Source organism: Crossiella sp. SN42, assembly GCF_023897065.1.
GTDB lineage: Bacteria > Actinomycetota > Actinomycetes > Mycobacteriales > Pseudonocardiaceae > Crossiella.
In genome coordinates this window covers 223,846-242,766 of the sequence record NZ_JAMHIV010000003.1, presented here as the reverse complement: position 1 = coordinate 242,766, position 18,921 = coordinate 223,846, and the positions used below count along the sequence as shown (strand labels likewise).

Annotated in this window: 21 protein-coding genes and 1 pseudogene; 11 read left to right on the top strand and 11 right to left on the bottom strand. The window is 72.1% G+C overall.

Annotated elements, in window-relative coordinates:
* Positions 1–38 precede the first annotated feature (38 nt).
* Positions 39–953 (bottom strand): SDR family oxidoreductase, encoded by a 915-nt coding sequence (locus tag M8C13_RS05955; RefSeq protein ID WP_252479450.1) that lies wholly within the window; start codon positions 951–953, stop codon positions 39–41.
* 92 nt (positions 954–1,045) lie between these two features.
* On the opposite strand from M8C13_RS05955, the gene M8C13_RS05950 reads away from it, so the two are divergent.
* From M8C13_RS05950 to M8C13_RS05920, 7 genes are all read left to right on the top strand, one after another.
* On the top strand, positions 1,046–1,624 hold the full coding sequence (locus M8C13_RS05950) for a helix-turn-helix transcriptional regulator (protein ID WP_252479449.1): 579 nt from the start codon (positions 1,046–1,048) through the stop codon (positions 1,622–1,624).
* Positions 1,621–2,838, top strand: coding sequence for an MFS transporter (locus tag M8C13_RS05945; protein ID WP_252479448.1), 1,218 nt, complete (start codon positions 1,621–1,623; stop codon positions 2,836–2,838). Before M8C13_RS05950 ends, M8C13_RS05945 begins: the two co-directional genes overlap by 4 nt.
* Before the next feature lie 38 nt (positions 2,839–2,876).
* Positions 2,877–3,509 (top strand): PadR family transcriptional regulator, encoded by a 633-nt coding sequence (locus tag M8C13_RS05940; RefSeq protein WP_252479447.1) that lies wholly within the window; start codon positions 2,877–2,879, stop codon positions 3,507–3,509.
* An 84-nt stretch (positions 3,510–3,593) separates the two neighbouring features.
* Entirely contained in the window at positions 3,594–4,550 is a 957-nt protein-coding gene (locus tag M8C13_RS05935) for an ATP-binding cassette domain-containing protein (RefSeq protein ID WP_252479446.1), read from the top strand.
* Entirely contained in the window at positions 4,547–5,311 is a 765-nt protein-coding gene (locus M8C13_RS05930) for an ABC transporter permease (RefSeq protein WP_252479445.1), read from the top strand. The genes M8C13_RS05935 and M8C13_RS05930 overlap by 4 nt, the downstream gene beginning before the upstream one ends.
* Positions 5,312–5,343: 32 nt before the next feature.
* Positions 5,344–7,527, top strand: a complete 2,184-nt coding sequence (uvrA, locus tag M8C13_RS05925; RefSeq protein ID WP_252479444.1) for an excinuclease ABC subunit UvrA — start codon at positions 5,344–5,346, stop codon at positions 7,525–7,527.
* Between the two features lie 61 nt (positions 7,528–7,588).
* Positions 7,589–8,323, top strand: coding sequence for a DUF554 domain-containing protein (locus M8C13_RS05920; RefSeq protein ID WP_252479443.1), 735 nt, complete (start codon positions 7,589–7,591; stop codon positions 8,321–8,323).
* Positions 8,324–8,347: 24 nt separating this feature from the next.
* On the opposite strand, the gene M8C13_RS05915 is transcribed toward M8C13_RS05920, so the two are convergent.
* Entirely contained in the window at positions 8,348–9,274 is a 927-nt protein-coding gene (locus M8C13_RS05915; protein WP_252479442.1) for an NmrA family NAD(P)-binding protein, read from the bottom strand.
* A 95-nt stretch (positions 9,275–9,369) separates the two neighbouring features.
* Between M8C13_RS05915 and M8C13_RS05910 the strand changes: the two genes are divergently transcribed.
* Positions 9,370–9,930 (top strand): TetR/AcrR family transcriptional regulator, encoded by a 561-nt coding sequence (locus M8C13_RS05910; protein ID WP_252479441.1) that lies wholly within the window; start codon positions 9,370–9,372, stop codon positions 9,928–9,930.
* A gap of 7 nt (positions 9,931–9,937) precedes the next feature.
* On the opposite strand, the pseudogene M8C13_RS45735 reads toward M8C13_RS05910, so the two are convergent.
* Positions 9,938–10,089: pseudogene (locus M8C13_RS45735) on the bottom strand (zinc-binding dehydrogenase); the annotation flags it as partial.
* A gap of 89 nt (positions 10,090–10,178) precedes the next feature.
* Positions 10,179–10,775 carry a hypothetical protein gene (locus M8C13_RS05905; RefSeq protein ID WP_252479440.1) on the bottom strand — a complete coding sequence of 199 codons (597 nt, stop codon included), beginning with the start codon at positions 10,773–10,775 and terminating at the stop codon, positions 10,179–10,181.
* 47 nt (positions 10,776–10,822) lie between these two features.
* Here M8C13_RS05905 and M8C13_RS05900 point away from each other — a divergent pair, with 47 nt between their 5' ends.
* Positions 10,823–12,022: a tyrosine-type recombinase/integrase gene (locus tag M8C13_RS05900; protein ID WP_252479439.1), complete on the top strand. Its 1,200-nt coding sequence runs from the start codon at positions 10,823–10,825 to the stop codon at positions 12,020–12,022.
* 3 nt (positions 12,023–12,025) lie between these two features.
* On the opposite strand, the gene M8C13_RS05895 is transcribed toward M8C13_RS05900, so the two are convergent.
* The 3 genes from M8C13_RS05895 to M8C13_RS05885 are packed head-to-tail and all read right to left on the bottom strand — an operon-like array spanning position 12,026 to position 14,307.
* Positions 12,026–12,847 (bottom strand): alpha/beta fold hydrolase, encoded by an 822-nt coding sequence (locus M8C13_RS05895; RefSeq protein ID WP_252479438.1) that lies wholly within the window; start codon positions 12,845–12,847, stop codon positions 12,026–12,028.
* A complete protein-coding gene (locus M8C13_RS05890; protein WP_252479437.1) occupies positions 12,844–13,284 on the bottom strand; it encodes a MarR family winged helix-turn-helix transcriptional regulator in 441 nt (146 codons plus the stop codon). The genes M8C13_RS05895 and M8C13_RS05890 overlap by 4 nt, the downstream gene beginning before the upstream one ends.
* A gap of 51 nt (positions 13,285–13,335) precedes the next feature.
* The gene (locus tag M8C13_RS05885) at positions 13,336–14,307 is read right to left on the bottom strand and encodes a YafY family protein (RefSeq protein WP_252479436.1); all 972 of its coding nucleotides are present in this window, start codon (positions 14,305–14,307) and stop codon (positions 13,336–13,338) included.
* Between the two features lie 62 nt (positions 14,308–14,369).
* Between M8C13_RS05885 and M8C13_RS05880 the strand changes: the two genes are divergently transcribed.
* A complete protein-coding gene (locus tag M8C13_RS05880) occupies positions 14,370–15,509 on the top strand; it encodes a winged helix DNA-binding domain-containing protein (RefSeq protein WP_252479435.1) in 1,140 nt (379 codons plus the stop codon).
* A 1-nt stretch (position 15,510) separates the two neighbouring features.
* Here M8C13_RS05880 and M8C13_RS05875 read toward each other — a convergent pair whose 3' ends face one another.
* Together M8C13_RS05875 and M8C13_RS05870 are read right to left on the bottom strand one after the other, a co-directional pair.
* Positions 15,511–16,002, bottom strand: coding sequence for an RICIN domain-containing protein (locus M8C13_RS05875; protein ID WP_252479434.1), 492 nt, complete (start codon positions 16,000–16,002; stop codon positions 15,511–15,513).
* A gap of 239 nt (positions 16,003–16,241) precedes the next feature.
* Positions 16,242–17,135: an MBL fold metallo-hydrolase gene (locus tag M8C13_RS05870; RefSeq protein WP_252479433.1), complete on the bottom strand. Its 894-nt coding sequence runs from the start codon at positions 17,133–17,135 to the stop codon at positions 16,242–16,244.
* A gap of 82 nt (positions 17,136–17,217) precedes the next feature.
* On the opposite strand from M8C13_RS05870, the gene M8C13_RS05865 reads away from it, so the two are divergent.
* Positions 17,218–18,084 carry a LysR substrate-binding domain-containing protein gene (locus M8C13_RS05865; RefSeq protein WP_252479432.1) on the top strand — a complete coding sequence of 289 codons (867 nt, stop codon included), beginning with the start codon at positions 17,218–17,220 and terminating at the stop codon, positions 18,082–18,084.
* Between the two features lies 1 nt (position 18,085).
* On the opposite strand, the gene M8C13_RS05860 is transcribed toward M8C13_RS05865, so the two are convergent.
* Together M8C13_RS05860 and M8C13_RS05855 are read right to left on the bottom strand one after the other, a co-directional pair.
* Positions 18,086–18,538, bottom strand: a complete 453-nt coding sequence (locus M8C13_RS05860; protein WP_252479431.1) for an SRPBCC domain-containing protein — start codon at positions 18,536–18,538, stop codon at positions 18,086–18,088.
* The gene (locus tag M8C13_RS05855; protein ID WP_252479430.1) at positions 18,531–18,911 is read right to left on the bottom strand and encodes a helix-turn-helix transcriptional regulator; all 381 of its coding nucleotides are present in this window, start codon (positions 18,909–18,911) and stop codon (positions 18,531–18,533) included. Before M8C13_RS05855 ends, M8C13_RS05860 begins: the two co-directional genes overlap by 8 nt.
* Positions 18,912–18,921: the final 10 nt, after the last annotated feature.

Genomic DNA, 18,921 nt, shown 5'->3' with positions numbered 1-18,921 from the left:
CACCGCCGGGAAAACTCATCGGCCGCCACGCCGGTTTCTCAGCGGTAGCCCGTGGTGTCGGCGGGCTTGCCCGGATCCTGCACCTCCACCAGGTACCGCCAGGCATCCGGCTGCGAGCCGTCCAGGTCGGTGAACCCGTACTCCTTGGCCAGGCTGCCCGCGTCCAGGGACTGCTGGTTGTACCGCGCCACCCGCGGGTCGGCGGCCAGTGCGGCGACCGCGCGACCGGCGTAGCGGGTGGTCTCCGAGATGGCGAAGTGCGGGGTCTTGTCCAGGGCGTCCCGCCAGTTCTCCTCGGTGACCCCGTAGGCCTCCAGCATGATCTCCGAGCGCAGCCAGCCCGGGGTGAGCGCGAGCGCGGTGCCGCCGTGCGGGCGCAGCTCGTGGCCCAGGGTGAAGGCCAGGCGGTTGCAGGCGGCCTTGGTCAGGTCGAAGTAGGTGTTCACCCGGTAGTTGTCCGCGTTGTAGGCGTTGGTGCCGTCGGTGATCTCGACGACCAGGCCGCCGGGGTGCCGGGTGAGCAGCGGCAGCGCGTGGTGGGCGGTGACCAGGTGGGTGTCGATGGCCAGCCGCAGCATCCGCAGGCCGCCGTCGAGGTCGTGCTCCCAGACCGGCTTGTCCCACTCCAGCAGCGAGTTCCCGCCGAAGATCGCGTTGACCAGGACGTCCAGCCGGCCCTGCTCGGCTTCGATGCGCTCGATCAGGGCGCGGACCTGCGCGGAGTCCAGGTGGTCGGTGGGCACGACGATCGCGGTGCCGCCCTCGGCCTCGACCATGGCGGCGGTCTGTTCCAGGGTTTCCGGGCGGTTCTCCGGGGAGGTGTGGCCGCCACCGCTGCGGCCGGAGAGGTAGACGGTGGCGCCGGCGGCGCCGAGCTCGATGGCGATGCCGCGACCGGCGTTGCGGGTGGCTCCGGTGACCAGGGCGATCTTGCCGTGCAGTGGCTTGCTCATGGCGGTCACCGTGCCAGCAGAAGCTGACAGGTTCTGGCAGGTATGCTGAGACCACTTGCGGAAGATTTCTTCTGGAAGATATCTTCCGAAACATGGGGAACCGTCGCATCACCGATCCCGAGGTGCTCAAGGGCCTGGCCCAGCCGCTGCGCCAGCGCCTCTACCACCTGCTCGCCCAGGCCGGCCCGGCCACGGTGAGCACGCTGGCCAAGCAGGTCGACACCGATCCGGGGCTGGTCAGCTACCACCTGCGTGAGCTGGCCAAGGCCGGCTACATCGAGACCGCGCCCGAGCTGGCCAGGGACCGCCGCGAGCGCTGGTACCGGGCCGCCGAGGAGCACCAGTCCTGGGCCTGGACCGACTTCACCACCCCGGAGGCCAAGGCGGTGGCCAGCGCCGCGGTGGCCCAGATGGTGACCAACCAGTTCGAGCGGGTCCGGGACTTCCAGCAGAACCGCTCGGCCTGGGGCGGGCAGTGGAACACCTCGGCCTTCATCTCCAACAACTTCCTGCGCCTGACCGACACCGAGCTGCGCCAGCTGGAGGACGAGCTGCACGAGGTGATCAACCGCTGGCGCGAGCCGCGCAAGGACCTGCCCGCCGGACCGGCGGCCGAGGACGGCCGCGAGCACGTCTTCCTGTTCCTGCACGGCTTCCCGGAGCGCCCGTGAGCACCGCGACCGCGCTGCGCCCGGCCTATCGGGAGCCGGCCTACCTGCGCTACCTGGCCGGGCACGGCACCTCGCTGCTGGGCGACCAGGTCTGGCACATCGCGCTGTCCTGGTCGGCGGTGCAGCTGGCCTCGCCAGGGGTGGCCGGGCTGGTGATGACGGTGGCCGCGGTGCCCAGGCTGGCGCTGATGCTGCTCGGCGGCGCGCTGGCCGACCGCTTCGACGCGCGGCGGCTGATGATCGGCAGCGACCTGGCCCGCGCGCTGGTCATGCTGGTGGCCGCGACCCTGGCCTTCCTCTCCCCCAGCCTGTTGTGGCTGGTGCTGGTCGCGCTGGCCTTCGGCATCGCCGACGCGGTGTTCCTGCCCGCGGCCGGTTCGCTGCAACCCCGGCTGCTGGAACCGGCGCAGCTGTCCTCCGGCGCGGCGCTGCACGAGGTGGTCGGCCGGGCGGCGCTGCTGCTGGGCGCGCCGCTGGGCGGGCTGCTGGTCGCGGTGGGCGGACTGCCGCTGGCCTGTGTGGTCAACGCGCTGACCTTCGGGGTCTCGATGGCCGCGGTGGCCTCGGCCAAGCCGCGCCGGGAGGTCGAGCCCAACACCGAGCCGGTGCTGGCCTCGGTGCGCGCCGGGTTCGCCTTCCTGCGGCGGGAACGGGTGCTGCGCACGGTGATCCTGGCCGCGCTGGTGATCAACCTGGGCTTTGTCGGACCGATGAACCTGGGCGTGGCGGTGCTCTCGGAGCACCGCGGCTGGGGCTCGGTCGGGGTCGGGCTGCTGGTGGCCGGGTTCGGCGGCGGCGCGGCCCTGGGCGCGCTGGTGCTGCTGCGGGTGCCGCTGCGACGACGGCTCGGCCTGGTCGTCGCGGTGGCCGCGCTGGTCGAGACCGCGGCCATGGTGGTCATGGCGCTGGCCCCCACGCTGCCTGCGGCCGTGGTCGCCGCGGTGCTGATCGGACTCGGCGGCGCGCCCTGCGGGGTCGGGGTGCGCACGCTGATCCAGGCCCGCACCCCCGATGCCTTCCGCGGCCGGGTGAGCAGCGTGCACACCCTGTGCAGCCTGGGCGTGGCGCCGCTGGCCACCGGCCTGTTCGGGCTGACCGTGGGCGCGGTCGGGGTGCCGGCGGCGTTCCTGTGCAGCGCCGGGCTGGAGCTGGCCGGCGCGGCGCTGTGCCTGCTGGTGGCGGACCTCCGCCGAGCTTCGATCGAGCAGGGATAACCTGGTCACCGGGGGTGGCACGGCGAAGTAGGGAGAGTATGTCGGCGACGAGGCTGCTGGTGCTGGGCGTGGTGCGCTGGTGCGGGTCCGCACACGGCTATCTGGTGCGCGCCGAGCTGGAGTCCTGGTGGGCGCACGAATGGGCCAACATCAAGTGGGGCTCGATCTACCACGGTCTCAAGCAGCTGACCAAGGAGGGGCTGATGACCTCCTCCTCGCCGATGGGCAACATCGGCCGGGTGGACTACACGCTCACCCCGGCCGGTGAGGCGGAGTTCTTCCGGCTGCTGCGCGCCACCCTGCGCGAGCCGGAGGAACACAAGCCCGACCTGCTGGCCGCGGCGCTGGTGCTGATGCCGACGCTGCCCCGCGATGAGGTGATCGCGCTGCTCAAGGAGCGGCTGGCCGCGCTGGAGGTCAACCGGGCGCAGGTGGCCGGGCGGGCCGGGGAGCTGACCGAGCCCGCGCACATGAGCGAGCTGTTCGGGGTCTGGCGCTCCTCCGCCGATGCCAGCGTGGCCTGGACCCAGGACCTGGTGGAACGGATCGAGGCCGGCGCGCACACCTTCGCCGGAGAGGCCCCGTACGTCTTCGGCCAGCCCGGCGGGGCCGGGTTCCACAGTGACGGCAGCCCGCGGCCGCGGCCGAAGCCCGACATCAGCTGCGGCTGAACTTTTTCCCTACTCAAACTTGTACGTTGGGTCCGATTTGCCCTACCCTCGCCCGGCGACTCAAGTTTGAGTAGGGAGCTGGGGATGATCCACACCAGGGATCTGGTCCGACACTTCAAAGCAAAAGGGGAGGTGGTCAAGGCCGTCCAGGGCGTTGACCTGGATGTCCAAGAAGGCGAGATCGTCGCCTTCCTCGGCCCGAACGGGGCAGGCAAGAGCACCACACTGCGCATGCTGACCACGCTGCTGCCCGCCACCTCCGGCGAGGCGACGGTGGCCGGGTTCGACGTGCGCGCCAACCCCGACGGGGTGCGCCGCCGGATCGGCTACATCGGGCAGAAGCACGGCGCCAGCGAGGGCCAGCAGGTCCGCGACGAGCTGGTCACCCAGGGCCGGATCTACGGCCTCAACCGGGCTGAGGCCGGGGTGCGGGCCGACCAGCTGCTCGAGCAGCTGGAGCTGACCGAGCAGGCCAAGCGGTACGTGGCCACGCTCTCCGGCGGCCAGAAGCGCCGCCTGGACGTGGCGCTCGGGCTGATCCACCGGCCCGACCTGCTGTTCCTGGACGAACCCTCCACCGGCCTTGACCCGCACAGCCGGGCCAACCTGTGGAACCACATCACCGGGCTGCGCGAGCAGTACGGCACCACGATCTTCCTGACCACCCACTACCTGGACGAGGCCGACACCGCCGCCGAGCGGGTGATCGTCATCGACCACGGCCGGATCATCGCCGAGGGCACGCCGGACCAGCTCAAGGCCAAGGTCTCCGGCGACCTGGTCACCGTCGAGTTCGGCGAGCCGGACTCCGCCGCCCGCGCGGTGCCGGTGGGCGCGGCGCTGCCCGGGGCGCACGAGGTGACCGCGGCCGGCACAAAGCTGACCCTGCGGGTGGAGCAGGGCGATGAAGCCCTGGCGATCCTGGTCCGCGCGCTGGACGCCGCGGACATCCGGCTGCGCGGGCTGAGCGTGGCCCGGCCCAGCCTCGACGACGTCTTCCTGTCCCTGACCGGCCGCAGCCTGCGTGAGGAGTCGGCATGAACCTGATCACCGCGACCGGTGTGGTCTACGCCAGGGAGATGCGGCCGACGCTGCGCAACCCGATGGCGATCATCACCGGACTCATCCAGCCACTGCTGTACGTGGCGCTGTTCGGCCCGCTGCTGTCGACCTTCGCGCTGCCGGGGGTCTCCAGCGGCGGGGGCACGCCGTGGACCTGGTTCATCCCGGGCATGCTGGTCTTCACCACGCTGTTCGGCACCGCCTTCGCCGGGGCGGACATCATGTACGAGCGGGACATGGGCTCGCTGGAACGCCTGCTGGCCTCCCCGCTGAACCGGGTGGCGCTGCTGGTCGGGCAGGTCGGCCGCCAGCTGACCACGCTGCTGCTGCAGGCGCTGGTGCTCATCGTGCTGGTGCTGCCCTTCGGCCTGGACGTCGACCCGCTGGGCACCGTCCTCGGCCTGGTCATGCTGCTGGTGCTGGCCGCCGGGGTCGGCGTGGGCTCGCTCGGGCTCGGGCTGGTGCTCAAGCAGGCGTACCTGTTCTACACCGCGGTGCAGACCGCGATCCTGCCGCTGATGCTCACCGCGGGCATGCTGCTGCCGATGGACGCCGCCCCGGGCTGGCTGTACTGGCTGTCCCGGATCAACCCGCTGACCCACGTGGTCAACGCCGAGCGCGCCCTCTTCGCCGGGAACTTCAGCCACCCGTCGATCCTGATCGCGCTGGCCATCACCGTGCTCGGCTGCGCGGGCGCCACCGCCTTCGCGCTGCGCGCCATCCGCAAGCTCTCCGCCTGAGCCGCTATCCGATCAGTCCAGAAAGGACAATGGTGACCTCAGTCGACGTCCTCGACTCGACCGACACCCAGCTCCCCGACCGGCTCATCGTGCGTGGCGCGCGCGTGCACAACCTGCGCGGCGTCGACCTCGAACTCCCGCACCGCAAACTGATCGTCTTCACCGGGGTCTCCGGCTCCGGCAAGTCCTCACTGGCCTTCGACACCCTCTACGCCGAGGCGCAGCGGCGGCAGGTCCAGTCGCTGTCCACCTTCGCCCGCCAGTTCATGAACGAGATGGACAAGCCCGCGGTCGACCAGCTGACCGGGCTGTGCTCGGCGGTGGCGGTGGACCAGCGCTCCTCGGCCACCCGCAGCCCGCGCTCCACGGTGGGCACGGTGACCGAGGTGTTCGACCTGATGCGCGTGGTCTGGGCCACCGCGGGCGTGCCGCACTGCACCGTCTGCGCCGAGGAACTGTTGCCCGACAACGGCATCCTGGTCTGCCTGGACGGGCATGCCACCGAAGTGCCGGAGATGTACAACCGGTCCTTCTCCTTCAACCTGCCCTTCGGCCAGTGCCCGGACTGCCTCGGCCTGGGCGCCGCGGCCGATCCGGAGAGCACCGAGCAGCGGCTGTGCGCCAGTTGCGGCGGCGCGCGGCTGCGCCCGGCCCAGCTGGGGGTGCGCCTGGACGGCCGCAGCATCGCCGAGGTCAACGCGCTGCCGGTGACCGAATGCCTGCGGTTCTTCAGCACCCTGGAACTGCCGGAGCGGCAGCGGCGGGTGCTCACCCAGGCGCTGGCCGAGATCACCGACCGGCTGCGCCACCTCACCGAGGTCGGCCTGGGCTACCTCAGCCTGGACCGCCCGGCGCGCACCCTCTCCGGCGGGGAGGCCCAGCGGATCCGGCTGGCCACCCAGCTCGGCACCCAGCTCTTCGGGCTGCTCTACGTGCTCGACGAGCCCACCGCCGGACTGCACCCGCAGGACGTGGAAGAGCTGATCGGCACGCTGAAGGCGTTGCGGAACCGGGGAAACACGCTGATCGTGGTGGAGCACGACGAGCACCTGATCCGGGCCGCGGACTGGGTGGTCGAGCTCGGCCCGGCCGCGGGCGAGCACGGCGGGCAGCTGGTCTTCACCGGCACCGCGCCGGAGCTGCTCGCCGATCCGGAGTCGCTGACCGGGGCCTACCTCAGCGGCCGCCGCACCGGTCACGTCCCGGCACGGCGGCGCACCCCGGCCCCGGGACGGGAGCTGGTGGTGCGGGGCGCGCGGGAGAACAACCTGGCCGGGATCGACGTGGCCTTCCCGCTGGGGTGTTTTGTGGTGGTCAGCGGGGTGTCCGGGGCGGGCAAGTCCACCCTGGTGGACACCATCCTGTACCGGGCGGTGGCCAGGGCGCTGGGCGGGGAGGCGCCGCCGCCGGGCGCGCACGAGCGCATCGACGGGCTGGGCCACCTGGACCGGGTGATCCGGGTGGACCAGGCCCCGATCGGCCGCTCCGGCCGCTCCACCCCGGCGACCTACACCGGGATCCTGGACGCCATCCGCAAACTGTTCGCCCAGACCCCCGCGGCGAAGGAGCTCGGGTTCACCCCCGGCCGGTTCTCCTTCAACTCCCCCGGCGGCCGCTGCGAGAGCTGCGCCGGGGACGGCACGGTGCGGGTGGAGATGTACTTCCTGCCCGATGTGTTCCTGGAGTGCGACACCTGCCACGGCACCCGCTACGACGCCGACACCCTCAAGGTGACCTACCGGGGCCGCACCATCGCCGAGGTGCTGGACCTGCCGATCGAGGCGGCCGCGGAGTTCTTCACCGCCGCCCCGGCCATCGCGGGCCCGCTGCGCACCCTGTGCGAGGTGGGGCTGGGCTACCTGCGGCTGGGGCAGGCGTCCAACACCCTCTCCGGCGGGGAGGCCCAGCGGGTGAAACTGGCCGCCGAGCTCCAGCGCAGGCCCGGCAAGCACACGCTGTACGTGCTGGATGAGCCGACCACCGGACTGCACGCCAGCGACGTGGCCCGGCTGATGGGGGTGCTGCACCGGCTGGTGGCCAAGGGGCACACGGTGATCACGGTCTCGCACAACGCGGAGGTGGTGCGCGGCGCGGACTGGGTGATCGACCTGGGCCCGGCGGGCGGGGACGGTGGTGGCCAGGTGGTGGCCACCGGCAACCCGGAGCAGATCGCCGCGAACCCGGCCAGCCGCACCGGCCGCTACCTCGCGCGGTAGCCAGGGAGTTTGTGGGCAGGAGCACGCGATCCGCGCGCTCCTGCCCACCTAGGCTGATCCGGTGACTGGTCTGGGCACGGGCATCAACGTGGTGGCGATCGTGGTGGGCACCGGGGTGGGCGCGGTGCTCGGCGACCGGCTACCCAAACGCTGGCGGGAGCTGATGGTCTCCTCGCTGGCGCTGTTCCTGCTGGCCCTCGGCGTGCACCAGGCGATGCAGACCTTCAGCGGCGAGTTCGCCACCGCGGCCGGTGGCGCGGCCACCATCCTGGTGCTGGCCGCGCTGGTGCTCGGCGGCGGCCTCGGCGCGGCGGTCGACATCGAGGCCCGGCTGGACCGCTTCGGCCTGTTCCTGCAACGCAAGTTCACCCGCGGCGAGGCCGAGGACCACCGCTTCGCCACCGGTTTTGTCACCGCCACCCTGCTGTTCTGCGTGGGCCCGATGGCGGTGCTGGGCGCCTTCGCCGACGGCGTGCAGGGCGACCCCGGCATCCTGTCGATCAAGGCCATCCTGGACGGGTTCATCGCGCTGGCCTTCGCCGCCAACCTGGGCTGGGGCGTGGGCCTGTCCGCGGCCGCGGTGCTGCTCTACCAAGGCGGGCTGACCGCGCTGGCCTCGGTGCTGAGCACGGTGATGGTGCCCGCGGTGATCGGCTCGCTGACCGCGGTGGGCGGGGTGCTGATCCTGGCGATCAGCCTGCGCATGCTGGAACTGCGCGAGATCGCGGTGGCCAACCTGTTGCCCGCGCTGCCGCTGGCCCCGATCGCCACCGCGGTCTACCTCGCGCTGGCCTGACCACGCCGTGCCGTCGCGGCACAGTCAAGCCCGGTCGGCCGGCAGGTGCTCCCGCGCCCACTCCTCGAAGCCGGTCAGCGGGATGCCGAGCGCCCTGGCGAACTCCGGCCGGGCGGGCTGTCCGGCCACGTTGACCCACTTGTGCGAGTGGCCCATCGCGGGCATGCCCGCCGCGACCGCCTCCGCCTCGGTCATATCCGGAGTGGACAGTGGCCGGTCCAGGACCCGGGCGAGCACCTCGGTGACCTCGGTCATGGACAGGTAGTCACCGGCCAGTTCCAGCTCGACCCGGTGGAACCGCCCCGGCTCGGCGATGGCGGCCGCGGCGGCCCGGCCGATGTCGGCCGCCGCGATCAGGGACAGCCGGGTTTCCGGGCGCAGCAGGGTGACCAGGCCGCCGTCGAGGCCGCGCGGGAACAGGTACCGCATCGACGGCAGGAAGTTCTCCATGAAGAAGGCGGGTTTGAGCAGCGTCCAGTGCTCGAACCCAGCCGCGCGGACCCGGTCCTGGAGCTCGGTTTTCGCCTCGTAGTAGGGCGCCATCCAGTTCCACTGGCCTTCGGCCCAGCCCGGGACCTCCACGTGCTGGCCCGCGCCGGAGACCGAGGTGTGCACGAACTGCGGCACCCCGGCGGCCTTCGCGGCCTCGATCAGGTTGACGCCCTGGGTCACCTCCCCGGCGAAGTCGACGCCGTCGGCGGTCGCGGCGGGCAGCTGCACGGAGAAGACCGCCCGAGCTCCCTTGGCGGCCCTGAGCACTGAATCGCGGTCGTGCAAGTCCCCGGTGACCAGCTCGACCCCTTGCGCGGCAACGGCTTTGGCCCGTTCGGTGGCCGGGTCGCGGACCAGTGCGCGGACCGGGACTCCCGCGGCGCGCAGGGCCCGGACGGTGGCACCACCCTGCCTGCCGGTGGCGCCGGTGACCAGGACGGGTGCGGATTCTACGGACATGGCACTCCAATTCAGCGTGCTAAGTGGCGGGGCCCGCCACTTACTGTCCGGTACGATACGGCGGACCCCGCCACTTGGCAAACATCGAGGTGACCATGGCTGAGCGCCAGCGAGCCGACGCCCGGCGCAACTACGCGCACATCCTCGCCGTGGCCACCGCGGAGGTGGCCGCACACGGCGCGAACGCCTCCCTGGAACAGATCGCCCGCCTCGCCGGGGTCGGCTCGGCCACCGTGCGCAGGCACTTCCCGACCCGCCGCGCGCTGCTGGAGGCGGTGTCCCGGGAACGGATCGAGGCCCTGTGCCGGCGCGCGCAGGAACTGTCCGAACAGGACAGTCAGCACGCGGTGGTGGACTGGCTGGGCGAGCTGGTCGGCTACTGCGTCTCGGCGCGGGGACTGGCGGCCGCGCTGGCCTACGACGCCGAGGCGGTCCGGGCACACGAGAGCACCTGCTCGGCCACCGTGGCCGAGGCGGCGGAACCGTTGCTGCGCCGGGCGATCCGGGAAAGGTGGGTGCCCCCGGGCCTCACCGTGGCGGACCTGATCACGCTGGCCGTGGGCATCGCGCTGGCCACCGAAGAGCACCCCGACCCCGCCGGGCAGGCCGACCGGCTGCTCCGGCTGGCCGTGACAGGACTGGGCCCGCCGCGCTGAACCCCTTTCACCGCACCAGAACGCGCCGCCCCCGGGTGTGCCCGGCTGGCTGTCCAGGTGCGCGGCCGCGGCCTCGGCGAGCAGGTAGGACTTCGCCACCGGGATGTGCAGCCGGCCCCGCTTGATCAGATCCGCCGCCTCGGCCAGCGCCGCGTCCACCGGGCCGATGCCGCCGCCCCCGGACCAGCTCACCGCCCGCCGCCGGTGATTCTTCGGCACCGGGCAGCCCGCCACGTCACCAGGCACGTTCAGCAGTTCGGAGACACCCGCTGAGCCGCGTCGAAGGTCATCAGCTCCTGCCGGTACACCGGCGCGAACGGCCCCGAGGGGGCCAGGTCGGAGACCAGGGGCGCGTCCCATTCCAGCAGCACCACGAAGTCCGGCAGCGCGTCGGCGGCGGGCTGACCGTCAGCGTCCCGGCTACCCGGCTCGGCCTCCCACTCGATGAGGTGCACCACCACCGAGTAGCGGCCCGGCCGCAGCGGCAGGCCGGTGTCCTCGGGTTCGGCGCAGACCTCCTCGATGCCACCGATGTGCGCGATCCCGTGACACACCAGCAGATACGGCTCGGAGCTGAGCATCAGGTAGCGGTCCTCGCGCTCGGTCAGGCCGGTGCCGTCGGCGCGCAGCACCACCTGCCAGGCCCCGTCGCCACCGATGTTGACCGGCACCAGCCCGCCGGCCACGATCCGCTCACGGATCTTCTCCGCGCTGCCCAGCTCGGCCGCCCAGCTCGCCTGGTCGCGGACGCCGGCGAACTCCTCCGGGGAGAAGATCGCCAGCATTCCCGATTCCGTCGACGCCACCCCGGACAGCTCGGCCACCGCGTTTTCCTTCCGTGTCACCGCTCTAGAGAGTCGATCATGACATGCCGCTGTGGCAGGCTAACCCCGTGCCGGAGACCGCGGACCGACTGCCCCAGCTCGTGCGCGCCCGCCTGGAGCAGGGGCCGCGCAGCGTGCTGGTGGACACCCAGCAGCTGCTGGCGGTGCGGGCCAGGTTCGAGACCGAGCAGTCGGAGTCGCTGGCCCGCTACCTGGAGGCCAGCCAGTCCCCCAACACGCTGCGCGCCTACCGCTCGGACTGGCTGGCTTTCGCCGCCTGGTGCGCCGCCGAAGGCCGACAGGCCCTGCCCGCCGACCCCCTCGATCTCGCGGTCTACCTGGCCGCGGCCGCGGATGCCCGCAAATCCGATGGCCGCCCGGCGTTCAGCCCGGCCACCCTGGACCGCAAGGCCGCCGCGATCGCCGCGGTGCACGCCGCCAACGGCCTGCCCAGCCCGACCCGCACCGACGTGGTCCGGCTGACCCTGCGCGGAATCCGCCGCACCCGCCGCACCCAGCCCACCCGCAAACGCCCGGTCCTGCTGCACACCCTGGAAGAACTGCTCACCGGCCTGCCCGAACCCGGCTGGCCCACCGAACCGGCCCGCCGCCGCGACCAGCTGCTGCTCCTGGTCGGCTTCGCCGGCGCCCTGCGCCGCAGCGAGCTGGCCGCGCTGACCCTGGACGACGTCACCGTGGACACCGACCTGTCCACCGGCGAACCCCTGCTGCTCATCCAGCTGGCCGGCACCAAGACCGACCCCACCGGCATCCACGAACAACGCGTCGCCCTGCCGCGAGGCCAGCGCCCGCAGACCTGCCCGGTGTGCGCCTTCGCCAACTGGGTCGCCCTGCTGGAAGTCAACGCCACCAACGGTTCCGCGGCCCTGCAGCAGTGGCTGGCCACCCGGCCCGAACCCGCCACCGTGCACACCTGCCACGGCTACCAGGGCACCCCACTGGCCGACGGCACCGCCCGACCACTGTTCCCCTCGGTCAGCAAACACGGCCACCTGGGCGCCACCCCGGTCTCCGGCCGCGCGGTGGCCGAGCTGGTCAAGCGCTACGCCGCCCGCGCCGGCCTGGACCCCGCCCTGTTCTCCGGCCACTCCCTGCGCGCCGGCTTCGCCACCCAGGCCGCCCTGGGCGGCGCCAGCGACCGCGAGATCATGCGCCAGGGCCGCTGGTCCAACCCGCGCACCGTGCACCGCTACATCCGCACGGCGAACCCGTTGGAGGACAACGCGGTCACCAAGCTCGGCCTGTAGACCTCAGGAGAAGAACGCCAGCACCCGTTCGGCCACCAGCGGGGCCGACTTGCCCTCCGGGCCGAAGTGGCTGAGCCGGGGCAGGGCCTCCAGCACCGCGTGCGGCAGCGTCTGGCGGAGGGTGTCGAACTCCGCCCTGGTCTCGCGGGGAGAACGGCTGCCGCACAGCAGCAGCACCTCGGCGGCGACCGCGGCGAACCCGGAGAGCTTGCCGTGCTGGGCGGCCACCTGCTCGTGCTCGGCCAGGTTGGCCGCCAGCAGCGGCCGCATCCGCTGCCAGCTCCCGCCACGGAACCCGATGCGCAAGGCCAACCGCAGATACCAGTGCGGCAGCTTCGCCACGAACGGTGGCGCGCCGCCCGATCCCCGGAGGAAGTGGACAAACGCGCCGTGCGGATCTCCTGCCGCGAGCCGCTGCCGGTACGGGTCCATCCACCCGGTGGGCACCGCGGCCACCGGCACTCCCGGCTCGTAGGTCGCGACGCGGTCGAAGACCTCGCTCGTGCGCGCGGTTTCCAGGACGACCAGCCCGCCGTAGCTGTGCCCGAAGGCCAGCCTCGCGCCGGTCGCCGCCTGGACCGCGCGCAGGTCCGCCACCTCCGAGGCCAGGCTGTACTGAGGTCCCAGTGGGCCGCTGGCGCCGCGTCCGCGCCGTTCCACCAGGTGCACGGTGCAGGAGCGGGCCAACGCGGAGGCCAGCGGCGCGTAGTCCGCCGCGGTGCGCAGCGCGCCGCCGAACACGATGAGACCGGGGCCCGCGCCCAAGGTCTGGTAGCTGATCGTAGTGCCGTCGGCCGAGCTGACCGTGCTGATCTCGGCCGTCATCGGGTCCCCTTCTCGGTCCACAGGTGGTCCAGGGTGGCCAGCAGCCGCTCGGTCTGCTCGGCGTACTCCTCGTACGGCACGCCGCTGTGGGCCACGAGCTTGGCGAACCGCTTCTCGAAGTCCCGCTGGACCGAGGTCACCAGCCGGTGGCCCTCCTCGGTGAGGCTCAGCAGCTTGCGCCGCCCGCCCGCCGGATCCGGCTGGACGTCGAGCAGCCCGTCCTCGGCGAGCACGGCGGCCATCCGGCTCACCGACGGCTCGGTCACCCCGAGGGTGTCGGCGAGGGCGCGCTGGGTCGGCCTGCCGAGCTCCTTCACCAGCGTCAGGGCGAGGAAACGACGGTAGGAGACGTTGTGCTCGGCCCGCAGCAGGCGGTCGGCCGCCCGGTCCAGCCGCGCGGTGAGCACGTGCAGGGTGAAACTCAGGTTCTGCGACACCAGGCGAACTTAGCATGCTAACTTAGCAAGACAAGTCACAGTCGCGTCTGCTCATCCGGCCGCCGGAGCGCCTGCCGCCCTGCTCACCCGCCCGGCCAGCTCCCGCAGGTACTCCGCCAGCTCCGGCGGCGAGTGCACCTCGAACTCACAGCCCAGCATCGCCAGCCGGAAGGCCAGCCAGTCCAGGGTGTCGGTGTGGCTGCGCAACCGGCAGGTGTGCTCGTCCACCGCCTCCACATCGGCGGGCCGGTCCCCCAGCACCCCTCGCACCCGGCTGGCGGGGGCGTGGATGGTGGCCACCGCCTGGTAGGTCGGCGCGGAGGAGTACAGCTTGCTGGTGACGAACTCGGCCGCGTCGGCCGCGGGCAGCGTGCGTTCCGCCGAGTGCACCCCGATCCCGCGCGGTTCCTCGATCCGGTCCACCCGGAAGATCCGCCAGTCGTCCCGGTCGAGGTCGAAGGCCACCAGGTACCACCGCCGTCCGGAGGAGACCAGCCGGTTCGGCTCGGCCAGCCGCCGGGTCCGGGCGCCGTCGAAGGCCTCGTAGCCGAAGCGCACCCGTTCCCGGTTGGCCACCGCGGCCGCGAGCACGGCGAGGTGCTCGGGGTTCACCCTGGCCGAGCCGGGGTCGAACATCGGCACCGTGGCACTGCCCAGCGCCGAGACCCGCCGCCGCAACCGCGAGGGCAGCACCTGCTCCAGCTTGGTCAGCGCGCGCACCGAGGCCTCCTCGATGCCCTGCACCGCCAGCCCGGCGGCGTTGCGCAGCCCGACCGCGATCGCCACCGCCTCCTCGTCATCAAGCAGCAACGGCGGCATCGCGGTCCCGGCCACCAGCCGGTACCCGCCCTCGGCGCCCATGCTGGCCTGCACCGGGTAGCCGAGCTCGCGGAGCCGTTCGATGTCGCGGCGGATGGTCCGGGTGGTGACCCCCAGCCGTTCGGCGAGCACCGTGCCGGACCACTCCCTCGGGGTCTGCAACAGCGAGAGCAGGGTGAGCAACCGGGCAGGCGTGTCGGTCATGACCGGATCCTCTCAGCCGAAGAGGACACTCCCTGTCCTAGTTGTTGCCTAGAGTTGCGGCCATGACGGAACTGGACTGGGCCACGGTGTGCGCGGTGCGGATGGAGCGGCACGCGCTGAGCACCCCGACGCCCGGGATCGCCGAGGCGGCGCGGGCGATGTGCGGCGTGCACGCCCAGGTGATGTCCGCGGCCGAGCTCTCCCTCGGCCTGCGCACCGGCGCGACCCGGACTCAGGTCCGCGAGGCGCTCTGGCAGCGCGGTGAGCTGGTCAAGACCTTCGGCCTGCGCGGCACGGTCCACCTGCTCACCGCCGCCGACCTGCCCCTGTGGACCGCGGCGCTGTCCGCGGTCCCCCTCACCGTCGGCTACGCCCCGGCCCTCCGGCTCACCCCCGACCAGACCGACGCCGTGGTGGCCGCCCTGGACCGGGTGTGCCGCACGGGCGAGTTCACCATGGACGAGCTCACCCCAGCCGTGGTGGCCGAGACCGGTTCCTGGGCCGGTGACCTGGTCGTGCCCTCCTTCAGCGGCTTCTGGCCACGCTGGGCCACGGTCATCCACACCGCCGCCTTCCGCGGCGCGCTGTGCTTCGGCCCCGACCGCGACCGCAAGACCACCTACACCAGCCCGCACCGCCACCTGTCCACCGCGCCCCCGATGACCACCGAACAGGCTCTGGCCGAGCTGCTGCGCCGCTACCTGTACTCCTACGGCCCGGCCACCCCCGCCCACTTCGCCCGCTGGCTGTCCGCACCCCGCCCCTGGGCCGAGCGCCTGTTCACCGCCTGCCGCGACCGGCTCCGCCCGGTCCGCCTCGGCGAGACCGAGGCCTGGCTGGCCGCCGACGACAACTTCGAGCCGGCCCAGGACGCCCCCGGCCTGCGCCTGCTCCCCTACTTCGACGCCTACCAGGTGGGCTGCCACCCCCGGGAGTCGCTGTTCCCCGGCAAGACCTACCTCCGGGCCCTCAACCGCGGCCAGGCCGGGAACTACCCGGTGGTGCTCGTCGACGGCACCGTCGCCGGGGTGTGGCACCAGCGCCGCTCCGGCCGCCGGATCGCGGTCACCGTCGAACCCTGCGGCCGGTGGCGGGCAGGCCGGCGGCGCATGCTGGCCGAGCAGGTGGACCGGGTCGCGGCGGTGCTGGAAGCCACCGCGGAACTGACGGTGGGGACCGTCACGGTCGGTCCCCACGCCTGAATCAGCTGACCGCGCGGAACACCCACCGCTGGTTGCGGGCGTTGGCCTGGCAGTCCCACTGGTGAATGTGGTTTCCGTCCGCGGTCGTGTGGTCCTTGATGTCCAGGCACAGGCCGCTGTTGCGGTTGATCAGCCGGTAGACATCGCGTTCCACCTCGTCCAGTTCCCACCGCTGGCTCGGGTCCCCGGAATAGCGGCAGGTGTACTGGATCGCCGACATTCCGCGTTCGAGCGCGCGGTCGTACACGTCAAGGCACTTCTTGCTGTTCTCGTTCTTGAGCTTGTAGTCCTTGCCGCCCAGGTGCTCCAGCCGCCACAACTGGTTGGGTGCGTTGACTGAGTAGCACCGCCACTGGTGCACCCGCGCGCCGTCCTCAAGGGACTTCCGCTCGACGTCGGCGCACCCGTCGCTGAACACGTTGCGCAGCTGCATCGGCTCATCCGTCGGTGGCGGCCCCGCCGGAGCCGCCACCGCGACCGATGCCGTGCTCATGACCGCCGCTACCGCCGAGAGCACCGCGAAAATACGATGTGACATCCGCATTGATGAGTCGCCTTTCGTTGGCCAGACCTGACAGGACATCCGGCTCATGTCGCCGAATCGGTCCTGCGATACGCGCCGAGTCTGGCCAGCCTCGTCCGCCGCGAGCCAGTTGTTTTTGATCTTCCGCCCCATCGCGCGATCACGCGGGTGAGAACGGCGGAACTTCGGGCAATTTCGCAATGTGCGGGTCAGGCGTGTTCCGCGCAGAAACAGCCAATGCCCTTCTCGATCCAGTCCCGGCCGACCCATTCCGGGTGCCGCTCGATCATCAGCGCCCTGACCTCGGCCACCAGTGTCTCCCTGGGCATGGCCGAGTCCCGCCGCACCCAGGTCTCCGCCCGCAGCAGCTCCAGGTAGTCGCGGACCTCGGCCAGCACCCCCGGCCCGGAGACCTCGCCGTGGCCGGGCACCACCACCCGCGGCCCGGTGGCGATCAGGCGGCCCAGCACCTCGATCCACCGCAGCCCCGAGACGTCCACATCGTGCGGCGGAAACCACGGGAAGATCGAGAACTGCCCCGCCTCGACCAGGTCACCGGTGAACAGCACCCCCGCATCGGGCACGCTCACCACCTGGTCGCCCTTGCTGTGGGCACGCCCGGTGGCCCGCAACCGCACCACCCGGCCCCCCAGGTCCAGCTCGTAGTCCTCCTCGTAGACCACCTCCGGCGCGACCAGCTCGACCCCGGCTAGTTCCCGCGCCACCGGCGCGCCCAGCTCGCGGAACATCGCCAGGTAGGCCTGCCCCTTCTCGGTCAGGTCCGCGGCCTGCGCGGCGTTGGCGAGGTAGGTCGCCTCACCGGCGAAGGCCTGCGCGCCGAAGGCGTGCTCGGGGTGGAAGTGCGTCGTGGTCAGGTACAGCCGACGCCCCTTGGCGTACTCGGTGGCGAAGGCGAGCACCTGCTCGGCGTTGCGCGGTCCCAGCCCGGTCTCGACCACCAGCACGGAGTGCGAGCCGCCGATGACGCCGATGTTGGGCACCAGCTGCACCCCTCGGTCGGGGATGATCACCAGGTCGTGGGCGAGTTCCCGGGCCTGGCTGATCTCGACGATCGGCTCGCCGGTGAGAGCTTCGGAAGACATGCTCCGACTCTCCGGGCGGCGCACGTCCGCCGTCCAACACCGATGCCGCAGCCCCGATGCCGGCTGGGTATCGTCGCTGGTGATGGAGCTCCGACTGCTGCGCTACTTCGTGGCCATCGCCGAGGAACGGCACTTCGGCCGAGCCGCGGCCCGGCTGCACATGACCCAGCCACCGTTGAGCCGGGCGCTCAAGCAGTTGGAGACCGACCTGGGCGTGGTGCTGCTGCACCGCTCGGCCACCGGCGTCGAGCTCACCGCCGCGGGCACCGTGCTCTACGCCGATGCCACCGCCCTGCTGGCCCAGGCCGAGCAGACCCGCACCCGCGTGCGGACCGCCGCCGGGACCGCCACCCTCACCGTCGGCACCCTCGCCGACAGCGCGGGCGAGATCGGCACCCGGCTGGCCGCGACCTTCCGCCGCCGCCATCCGGAGGTCTCGATCCGCTTCCGCGAGACCGACTTCGCCGACCCTGCCGCCGGCCTGCGTACCGGCCTGGCCGAGGTGGCGCTCACCCGCTTTCCCTTCGACACCACCGGTATCAGCGCCCGCGTGCTGCGCACCGACCAGGTCGGCGCGGTCCTGCGTGCGGACGACCCACTCGCCGCTCGCGGCCCGCTGCGCCTGGCCGAGCTCGCCGACCGTCCCTGGTTCCAGCTGCCCGAGGGCACGGACCCGCTCTGGCGCGAGTACTGGAACGGCGCGACGCCGGTGGGCGAACGCCCCGCGGGGCCGGTGGTGCGCACGGTGAACGAGTGCGTCCAAGCCGTGCTGTGGAACGGCACGGTAGGCATCGCGCCCCTGAGCCACGCCCTGCCGGAGGGACTCGTCCTGGTCCCCCTGACCGACATGCCCCCGAGCCCGCTCGTCGTCGCCTGGGCGAGCGCGCGGGAAAGCCGGTTGGTGCACTCCTTCGTCCGGGTCGCCGTTGCGGCGTACCGGTCGGGGTAGCTCAGCGGGACAGGTGGGTCATGCTGCGGGCGATGCACTCGCTCCAGCCGTCTTCCATCTCCAGTAAGTCGCCCTCCGCCAGGTGCCCGACGAGGTGGAAGACCATCTGCGTGTGTTCGCCCTTGTCGGTGAGCTCGATGGTGACCACCGGCTTGTGCTCATCGGGGTCGCCCTGCCTGCCCCAGGTGAACACGAGCCGTTCGCCGGGCACGACCTCGCGGTAGACGCCGCTGCTGGGGAACTGCTCGCCGGTGGCGTCGTTGACCATGCAGGCCTGCCACTGGCCGCCGGGGCGCACGTCAAAGGACATGGTGTCCCTGGGGGTGGTGAAGTTGTCCGGGCCCCACCAGTGGGTGGCGTCGTCGGGGTCGGTCCAGGACCGGTACACCAGTTCGCGCGGGGCGTTGAAAACCCGGGTGAGGGTGAACTCCCTGGTGGCCACTGCCTCAGTCATCGTGCTGTCCTTCCTGTTGGCCGGGCGCCTGCCGTCGCTGGAGGCGGCGCAGGTGGTCGTCGAGGCGGTCGAAGCTGTCGGACCAGAACTTCCGGTACCGCTCCAGCCAGTCGGTGGCTCCTTCCAGCGGACGTGCGTCCAACCGGCAGGGCCGCCACTGCGCCTCGCGTCCGCGGGTGATCAGCCCGGCGCGCTCCAGCACCTTGAGGTGTTTGGAGACCGCGGGCAGGCTCATCGCGAACGGTTCGGCGATCTGGTTGACCGTGGCCTCCCCTTCCGTGAGCCGGGCCAGGATGGCTCGGCGGGTGGGGTCGGCGAGCGCCGCGAACACCGCACTGAGCTGGTCCTCGGTATCAGGTCTCGCGTCGCTCATCTGTATTCAA

Excerpts from the sequence above, each read along its gene's own strand:
- M8C13_RS05930 (WP_252479445.1), top strand. The coding sequence starts at position 4,547 with ATGAACCTGATCACCGCGACCGGTGTGGTCTACGCCAGGGAGATGCGG.
- M8C13_RS05865 (WP_252479432.1), top strand. The coding sequence starts at position 17,218 with ATGGAGCTCCGACTGCTGCGCTACTTCGTGGCCATCGCCGAGGAACGG.
- M8C13_RS05940 (WP_252479447.1), top strand. The coding sequence starts at position 2,877 with ATGTCGGCGACGAGGCTGCTGGTGCTGGGCGTGGTGCGCTGGTGCGGG.
- M8C13_RS05885 (WP_252479436.1), bottom strand. The coding sequence starts at position 14,307 with ATGACCGACACGCCTGCCCGGTTGCTCACCCTGCTCTCGCTGTTGCAG.
- M8C13_RS05910 (WP_252479441.1), top strand. The coding sequence starts at position 9,370 with ATGGCTGAGCGCCAGCGAGCCGACGCCCGGCGCAACTACGCGCACATC.
- M8C13_RS05955 (WP_252479450.1), bottom strand. The coding sequence starts at position 953 with ATGAGCAAGCCACTGCACGGCAAGATCGCCCTGGTCACCGGAGCCACC.
- M8C13_RS05870 (WP_252479433.1), bottom strand. The coding sequence starts at position 17,135 with ATGTCTTCCGAAGCTCTCACCGGCGAGCCGATCGTCGAGATCAGCCAG.
- M8C13_RS05860 (WP_252479431.1), bottom strand. The coding sequence starts at position 18,538 with ATGACTGAGGCAGTGGCCACCAGGGAGTTCACCCTCACCCGGGTTTTC.
- M8C13_RS05880 (WP_252479435.1), top strand. The coding sequence starts at position 14,370 with ATGACGGAACTGGACTGGGCCACGGTGTGCGCGGTGCGGATGGAGCGG.
- M8C13_RS05950 (WP_252479449.1), top strand. The coding sequence starts at position 1,046 with ATGGGGAACCGTCGCATCACCGATCCCGAGGTGCTCAAGGGCCTGGCC.
- M8C13_RS05855 (WP_252479430.1), bottom strand. The coding sequence starts at position 18,911 with ATGAGCGACGCGAGACCTGATACCGAGGACCAGCTCAGTGCGGTGTTC.
- M8C13_RS05895 (WP_252479438.1), bottom strand. The coding sequence starts at position 12,847 with ATGACGGCCGAGATCAGCACGGTCAGCTCGGCCGACGGCACTACGATC.
- M8C13_RS05935 (WP_252479446.1), top strand. The coding sequence starts at position 3,594 with ATGATCCACACCAGGGATCTGGTCCGACACTTCAAAGCAAAAGGGGAG.
- M8C13_RS05875 (WP_252479434.1), bottom strand. The coding sequence starts at position 16,002 with ATGAGCACGGCATCGGTCGCGGTGGCGGCTCCGGCGGGGCCGCCACCG.
- M8C13_RS05915 (WP_252479442.1), bottom strand. The coding sequence starts at position 9,274 with ATGTCCGTAGAATCCGCACCCGTCCTGGTCACCGGCGCCACCGGCAGG.